This window comes from Georgenia sp., assembly GCF_054605595.1.
Window position 1 is genome coordinate 1 of the sequence record NZ_JBTSDU010000140.1, and the last position, 7,706, is coordinate 7,706.

A 7,706-nucleotide genomic window follows, 5' to 3' on the forward strand; every position below is an offset into this window, starting at 1 on the left:
GACCCGTCGGATGCGCCTGCCCAGCGCCGGTGCCGCCGCCTTCGTGCCCGTCGGGTACCTGGCGGTCGTGCTGGTCGCGCTGCGGCTCGCGCCCGGGACCGCCGCGCTGCCCGCCCTGGCCGGTGGCCTCCTCGTCGCCGCGCTCGGGGCGACGACGGCGCAGGTGCGGTCCGCCGTCCCGCCGCCGTCGTGGTGGCAGCGGTGGACCGGTCGCGTCCCCGAGCCGGTGCGGGCCGGCCTGCGCGGTGCGGGGTGGATGGGTGCCGGGCTGTTGATCCTCGCGCTGCTCGCCGGCGCGGCCGCGGCGGTCGCCGGCTGGGACCGCATCCTCACGATCCACGATGCCTACACCACGGACCCGGTCTCCGGCGTCGTGATGGTGCTGGCACAGCTCCTCTACGTGCCCACCGGCGTGGTGTGGGTGCTCGCGTGGATCGCCGGTCCGGGCTTTGCGGTCGGGGTCGGGACCGAGTTCACCCCGACGGCGGTCCTCACGGCACCGCTGCCCGCGGTCCCGCTGCTGGGCGCCCTGCCCTCGCCGGGCACCCCGGGGCTGGGCTGGATCGTCGTCCTGCCGGTGCTGGTGGGGCTCGGCGTCGGGATCTGGCTCGACCGGCGACGGCGGCAGGTGAGGCTGCCGAGCGCGATCGGATCGGCGCTGGTGGCGGCCGGGGTCGTCGCGGCGGCGGTCGTGGTGCTGTGCGCGGCGGCGTCCGGCGGGATCGGGGCGGGCCGGATGGCCGAGATCGGGCCCGAGCCGTGGTCGGTCGGTGCGGTGCTGCTCGCCGAGCTCGGCGCCGGTGCGCTCGTGGCGGTCGTGGGCCTGCACCCGCGGACCCACGACGGCGTCCGGTCTGCGGCGAGCATCGTGCGCGACCGGGTCAGGGCCCGGGCCGTCGATGCCACCGGTGCGGCAGCGTCGACCGGAGGCTCCGCACCCACGGCGAGCTCGGCGCCTGTCGCCGGCCGGGAGTCGGCGTCCACCGAACCGAAGAGGCCGGCCGAGCCCAAGAGACCGGTCGAACCGAAGAGGGCGGCCGAGCCCAAGAGGCCGGCTGAGCCGCAGAAGTCGGCTGAGCCGCAGAAGCCGGCTGAGCCGCAGAAGCCGGTCGGCGGATCGCCGTCGGTCGACGCGGGCACGCCTACCGGGTGGTCCACGCTTACCAGGTGGTCCGGGCCACAGCTCACTCGCTGGAAGAAGCACGGCCGCCCCTGAGCCCGCCGCCCCTGAATCCACGGGCCTTGAACCCACCGACCTTGAACCCACCCCTGAACCAGGCCGATCCCGATCGTTCGACGCCGTGCCGTCACGCCGACGGCTGGACGATCCGTTCCATCCACCGGACACGCTCGTTGAGCGTGTTCTCGAGCTCGGCGGTGCATGCATCGCGGGCCTGCACGGTCAGTGCCCCGCGCACGCACGCCGAGTACGCCGCGTTCTCGCGCCACAGCGCGATCTGGGAGAGCGAGGTCAGGCCGAGGACGGTCGCGAGGATCATGCCGATCACGAGCATCGGCGTCATCCCGCGACGCAGCCGTGCGGACCGCACCTTCACGAGCGCCACCACGCCGAGCCCGACGGCGGCCAGGGACACCACGCCGGAGAGCAGTGGCCACGGCCACGGCAGCGCCATCATGCCCAGGGCCATCCCGATCAGCAACGCCAGCCCGAAGCGCCGCACCCAGCGCAGCGCGTCGAACTGCGGCGGCTCGTCCGGCGCAGGCCCGGGTCGACCGGGAGCGCCAGGCGCCGGGGGGCGTCGCCATGACGACGGCGGGCGGTCCTGGCGCGTGGGCATGACCCCCATCATCGCGCATGCCCGGGCTACGCTCGCGCACGTGACCAGCACCCACGTGCCCACCCACCGGCCGGCTCGCGTCGTCGTCCTCGTCTCCGGCGGCGGGTCCAACCTCGCCGCACTCCTCGAGGCGGGCCGGGACGCCGGCTACGGCGCCCAGGTCGTCGCCGTCGGCGCGGACCGGGAGGGGACGGGCGGGGTCGCGATGGCCGACGCCGCCGGCATCGCGACGTTCGTCGAGCCCGTCAACGCCCACCCCACCCGGGCGGACTGGGACGCGGCGCTGACGGCGCGGGTCGCCGCGCACGACCCGGACCTGATCGTCTCCGCCGGCTTCCTCAAGCTGTGCGGGCCGCAGTTCCTCGCCGCCTTCGACGGCCGGTACATCAACACCCACAACACGCTCCTGCCCGCCTTCCCCGGCATCCACGGCCCGCGCGACGCGCTCGAGTACGGGGTCAAGATCGCCGGTGCCACGCTGTTCTTCGTCGACGACGGTGTCGACACCGGCGCGATCGTCGCCCAGGTCGCCGTCCCGGTGTTCGAGGGTGACGACGTCGACGCCCTCACCGAGCGGATCAAGGTGGCCGAGCGGGCCCAGCTCGTGGAGCAGGTCGGCCACCTTGCGCGCGAGGGGTGGACGCTCGATGGGCGGCGCGTGCGCATCGGCGCACGGTAGGCAGCACGCGGGTGGGCGAGCGGTAGGCAGTCCACCTTGCGGCGGGCAGTCCGACGAGCGGTAGGCAACCCGCGGATCGGTGCACGGCGGGCCGTACGCGGTAGGCTCGGGCTCGGTCGTGACTGGCGAGGAAGGTGGCGTCCACCACCGGGGAGCGGCCGGAAGTCCCCTGCAGAGCACCGCGCGCCTGGGTGCCTGGGTCGGTGCCCCGTGCACCGTTTCGCATCCGTCGAGACCCAGGAGCATGACATGGCCCAGACCTCCCAGCCCATCATCGAGCCCGTCGGGGACCAGGTCCCGCTGCGCCGGGCGCTGATCTCCGTCTACGACAAGACCGGGCTCGAGGACCTCGCCCGGAGCCTGCACGAGGCCGGGGTGCGGATCGTCTCCACCGGCTCCACGGCCAAGACCATCGCTGCCGCGGGCGTTCCGGTCACCCCCGTCGAGGAGGTCACCGGCTTCCCCGAGTGCCTCGACGGTCGCGTCAAGACGCTCCACCCGCGCGTGCATGCCGGCGTCCTCGCCGACCGCCGCCTGGCCGCCCATCGCGCCGAGCTGGCCGAGCTCGGCGTCGAGCCCTTCGACCTCGTGGTCGTCAACCTCTACCCCTTCACCCGGACCGTCGCCGCCGGGGCCGGGGTGGACGAGTGCGTCGAGCAGATCGACATCGGCGGGCCCACGATGGTGCGTGCCGCCGCGAAGAACCACCCCTCCGTAGCGGTGGTGGTGGACCCGGCCCGCTACGACGACGTCGCCGCCGCGGCCCGTGCGGGCGGGTTCTCCCTCGCCCAGCGCCGCGCCCTCGCCGTCGCCGCGTTCGAGCACACCGCCGCCTACGACGTCGCCGTGGCGAGCTGGATGAGTGAGGTCTTCGATGGCGCCGCCGCGGCCGCCGCGCTGCCCGGATTCGTCGGCGGCGCCTGGCAGCGCCGGGAGTCGCTGCGCTACGGGGAGAACCCGCACCAACGCGCCGCCCTCTACACGGGCGAGGGCGAGACCACCGGCATCGCCAACGCCGAGCAGCTGCACGGCAAGGCCATGAGCTACAACAACTACGTCGACGCCGACGCCGCAGTGCGCGCCGCCTACGACCACGCCGGCCCCGCCGTCGCGGTCATCAAGCACGCCAACCCGTGCGGCATCGCCACCGGTACCGACATCGCCGACGCCCACCGCAAGGCCCACGCCTGCGACCCCGTCTCCGCCTACGGCGGCGTCGTCGCCGCGAACCGGCCGGTCACCGCCGCGATGGCGGAGCAGGTGGCGCCGGTGTTCACCGAGGTCGTGTGCGCGCCCGCGTTCGAGCCGGCGGCCCTGGAGATCCTCTCCCGCAAGAAGAACGTGCGCCTGCTGGTCGTCGACCCGGGCCCGCGCACCGGCACCGACCTGCGCCCGATCACCGGCGGCGTGCTCGCCCAGGACCGCGACGCCGTCGACGCCCCCGGGGACACCCCCACCGGGTGGACGCTGGCGGCCGGGCCGGCCGCGGACGAACGCACCCTGGCCGACCTCACGTTCGCGTGGCGGGCCGTGCGCGCCGCCCGCTCCAACGCGATCCTGCTGGCCCACGACGGTGCGAGCGTGGGCGTGGGCATGGGGCAGGTCAACCGCGTCGACTCCTGCCGCCTGGCGGTCGAGCGGGCCAACACCCTCGGCGCCCCGGTGACCAGCGAGGTCGAGGGCGCCGGTGGCGCCGAGAACGCCGACGACGCCGCCCGGGCCGGAGCCCCCGAGCGGGCCCGCGGGGCGGTCGCCGCCTCGGACGCGTTCTTCCCCTTCGCCGATGGGCTCCAGGTGCTCATCGACGCCGGCGTGCGCGCCGTCGTCCACCCGGGCGGCTCCATCCGCGACGCGGAGGTGATCGCGGCCGCGAACGCCGCCGGGATCACCATGTACTTCACCGGGACGCGCCACTTCGCGCACTGACAGCGGCGCCCCTGGGCCGGTCCGGGACCGGGCGCCGGGCGGGGCGGCAGGGCCTGGCGGGCGCGAGGGGGGCGACGCCGGTGCGGCGCACCCGCGGCGCGGCCGGCGTGCGTCGTGGGTCCGGAGCGACTCAGCGCACGGCTTTGCGCAGCGGCACGCCCGGGTCGGCCGCGCGGTCGAGGTCGAGGACGGGGCGGGCCCCGCCTGCCAGCAACTTGCGCAGCGGGCCGACGTCGCGCGGCCGGTCCACCGTGAATCCGGCCGTCAGGCGGCCGGTGACGGGTCCTCCGGTGGCCGGTCGGCCGGTGGCCGGTTGGCCGGCGACGGGTCGGCCGGTGGCATCCGGGCCCCCGGCATCCTGGTCCGAGAGCTCGACGAACAACGCGGTCCACCCCGCCCCGTCCTCGCGCAGCACCAGCTCGGCCTGCGCCGTCGGGACGCCGACGAACGTCAGGTCGTGGCCGAGCTGGGTGGAGAACACGTACGCCGCGGCCGGCGGCGCCGCCCGCCCCCCGAGCAGGTCGGTGACCAGCGCGGCCGGGTGCGTCAGCGCGCCGTCCCAGTGCCCGCCGGGCACGAGGCCGAGCCCGGGCACCGTCATGTCCGCGCAGTCGCCCACGGCGCGCACGGATGCCGGCCCGCCGACCACCCGGCCGCCCGGATCCACCGGCACGGCGCCCCGCCCCGTCAGCGGCACGGCCCCGGCGAGCCACCCGGTGGCCGGTCGCGCGCCGACGGCGACCAGGACTGCGTCGGCGTCGAGCCGCTCGCCGCCCGAGAGCGTGACCGCCCCACCCGCCACCCCGCGCACCTCGACGCCGCAGCGCAGGTCGATGCCGGCCGCCGCGTACCAGGGCACGGTGCGGGCGCCGAGCTCGCCCCCGATCTGGCGGTGCAGCGGCGTGGGCGCCGCCTCGAGCACCGTGACGTCGACGCCGCGCGACGCAGCGACCCCGGCGATCTCCGCGCCGATCCAGCCCGCACCCACCACGACCAGCCGCGCGCCCGGGCGCAGCGCAGCCCGCAGCGCGGCCGCGTCCGGGGCCTCGTGCAGCACCAGCGCCCCGGTCCAGCCGCTCGGGACGATGGCGTGGGCGCCGACGGCGAGCACGACGACGTCCGCCCGGATCTCCTCGCCGTCCGCCGGCGTGAGGGTGGCGCCGTCGTCGTCGGCCCGAAGTTCCACTGCGGTGCGGGCGAGCAGCACCCGGTCCGCAAGGGTGTCCAGGTCTCCGTACCCCTCGTCCGCGAGCCAGACGGGGGAAGGGCGGGTGAAGAGCTCCTTCGACAGGGGCGGGCGGTCGTAGGGGGCCAGCCCCTCCGCACCGACGACGGTAACCGTCCCGGTGAACCCCCGGGCGCGGAGCTCGGCGACGGTACGCAGCCCGGCGAGGCCGGCCCCGACGACGCACACGGACCTCGGCGGGCGCGCCGCGGCGCCGGTCAGATCGCGGTTTCCGGTCGGATCGGGCACGGTGCCCACGGTAGTCTCAGGCGCATCATGTCCAGCACGACAGCACTCCGCGCCGCGGTCATGGTCGCGACCGTCGTCGTGATCGCCGGGGTCTGCGTGCTCGCCGTCGTCGTCGACGGACGGACGGCCGTCCTGGCGCTGGCGCTCGCGGTCGGTGCCGGGGCCGTGGGCCGGGCGGTCGTTCCGCCGTCGGTGGTGCTCTGGGCGCGCTCGCGGGCGTTCGACGTGACGCTGATGGCGGCGATGGCACTCGCCCTCGTGTACCTGGCCCCCTGGGGGAACGCGACTGTCGCGGGTGGCGGATGATCCGTTCGCTGTGGGTGAACGGGCTCCGGCCAGGTCGCAGGACTTGTGAGGATGGTCGGAAATGAGCGCTCTTGCCCTGGATATCGCCCTCGTCCTGTTCTTCATCCTCATCGGCGGTGTCTTCGCCGCGTCGGAGATGGCACTGGTCTCGCTGCGGGACGGTCAGGTGCGTGCGCTCGCCGGGCGCGGGGGCGCCGGGGCGAAGGTCGCCAAGCTCACGGGCGACTCCAATCGCTTCCTCTCGGCGGTGCAGATCGGCGTCACGCTCGCCGGGTTCTTCTCGGCGTCCTTCGGTGCCGCGCAGATCGCGCCGTCGCTCTCGCCGGTGCTCGAGTCGTGGGGTATGGCCACCGGCGTCGCGCACACGATCGCGTTCGTGGCCACCACCGTGGTCATCGCCTACCTCTCGCTCGTCTTCGGCGAGCTCGTGCCGAAACGGCTCGCGATGCAGAGCGCCGAGAAGTTCTCGCTCGTCGTCGCCACCCCGCTGGACTGGTCCGCCACCGTGCTGCGGCCGGTGATCTGGATCCTGGGTGCCTCCGTGAACGTGGTGATGCGCCTGCTGGGGCGCGACCCGAACGCGCAGAAGGAGGAGATGGACACCGGGGAGCTGCGCGCGATCGTGGCGGAGCACGAGGCGCTCGGTGCCCAGGAGCGGGACATGGTGGTCGAGCTCCTCTCGGTGGGGGAGCGGACCGTGCAGGAGGTCATGACCCCGCGCACCGAGGTCGAGTTCCTGGACGCGGCGATGCCCATCAGCGAGGCGCAGCCGCTGGTGCGCACGCTCGAGCACTCGCGCTACCCGGTGTGCGGGGAGAACAGCGACGACGTCCTCGGCTTCATCCACATCCGCGACCTGATCCATCCGGACCCCTCCGTCCGCACCGTCGGGGACCTGGTCCGCGAGATCGCGTTCTTCCCGACCGGCAAGCAGGTACTCAGTGCGCTCACCGAGATGAGGCACAACCACGCCCACCTCGCCGTCGTGGTCGACGAGTACGGCGGGACGGACGGCATCATCACGCTCGAGGACGTCGTCGAGGAGTTCGTGGGCCAGATCCAGGACGAGTACGACCGGGAGACGCCCGTCGTCGTCGGCGACGGCACGACGGAGTCGGCCTCCGGGCTGCTCGGCCGCGCCGAGACGGTCAAGATGCTCGGCCGGGGGCTGCCCGACGGTCCCTACGACACGCTCGGCGGATTCATCATGGCCCGCCTGGGCCGGGTGCCGGCCGTCGGCGACTCCGTCACCTGGGACGACGTCGTCCTCACGGTCACAGCGGTGGACGGGCGCCGGGTGGACCGCGTGGAGATCCGCCGGCCCTGACCGCCCGCCGTCGCGATGGCCCGGCCACGCGTCGTGCCCGGCGCGACCACGGTGCTCGCCGTCGCCAAAGTATCTCGATGTCGAGTAATCTATCTGTGGCGCCGGGGCCCCGGCGTCGCAGTCGAGACGCCCCGCGCGGGGTGGTCAGGAGTGTGGCGGGAATGGCGAAGATCAAGGTGGCCGGACCGGTCGTCG

General features: G+C 74.8%; 7 protein-coding genes and 1 riboswitch. Of the genes, 5 read left to right on the forward strand and 2 right to left on the reverse strand.

Translation table 11 applies throughout. The annotated features are described in order from the left end of the window. Nucleotides 1-1,216 (forward strand): cell division protein PerM (locus tag ACYC1Z_RS13065; RefSeq protein WP_461409959.1); only part of this gene is annotated, 1,216 nt, incomplete at its 5' end. 91 nt (nt 1,217-1,307) lie between these two features. On the opposite strand, the gene ACYC1Z_RS13070 is transcribed toward ACYC1Z_RS13065, so the two are convergent. Beyond that, entirely contained in the window at nt 1,308-1,799 is a 492-nt protein-coding gene (locus ACYC1Z_RS13070; protein WP_461409960.1) for a hypothetical protein, read from the reverse strand. Nucleotides 1,800-1,854: 55 nt separating this feature from the next. Here ACYC1Z_RS13070 and purN point away from each other — a divergent pair, with 55 nt between their 5' ends. Next, nucleotides 1,855-2,478, forward strand: a complete 624-nt coding sequence (gene purN / locus ACYC1Z_RS13075; protein WP_461409965.1) for a phosphoribosylglycinamide formyltransferase — start codon at nt 1,855-1,857, stop codon at nt 2,476-2,478. 108 nt (nt 2,479-2,586) lie between these two features. Beyond that, nucleotides 2,587-2,678: riboswitch (ZMP/ZTP riboswitch) on the forward strand. 49 nt (nt 2,679-2,727) lie between these two features. Beyond that, entirely contained in the window at nt 2,728-4,404 is a 1,677-nt protein-coding gene (purH, locus tag ACYC1Z_RS13080) for a bifunctional phosphoribosylaminoimidazolecarboxamide formyltransferase/IMP cyclohydrolase (protein WP_461409961.1), read from the forward strand. 130 nt (nt 4,405-4,534) lie between these two features. On the opposite strand, the gene ACYC1Z_RS13085 is transcribed toward purH, so the two are convergent. Continuing rightward, nucleotides 4,535-5,878, reverse strand: a complete 1,344-nt coding sequence (locus ACYC1Z_RS13085; protein WP_461409962.1) for an NAD(P)/FAD-dependent oxidoreductase — start codon at nt 5,876-5,878, stop codon at nt 4,535-4,537. 27 nt (nt 5,879-5,905) lie between these two features. Here ACYC1Z_RS13085 and ACYC1Z_RS13090 point away from each other — a divergent pair, with 27 nt between their 5' ends. Next, nucleotides 5,906-6,184, forward strand: coding sequence for a DUF3017 domain-containing protein (locus tag ACYC1Z_RS13090; protein WP_461409963.1), 279 nt, complete (start codon nt 5,906-5,908; stop codon nt 6,182-6,184). A 61-nt stretch (nt 6,185-6,245) separates the two neighbouring features. Beyond that, nucleotides 6,246-7,511 carry a hemolysin family protein gene (locus ACYC1Z_RS13095; RefSeq protein ID WP_461409964.1) on the forward strand — a complete coding sequence of 422 codons (1,266 nt, stop codon included), beginning with the start codon at nt 6,246-6,248 and terminating at the stop codon, nt 7,509-7,511. Nucleotides 7,512-7,706 lie beyond the last annotated feature (195 nt).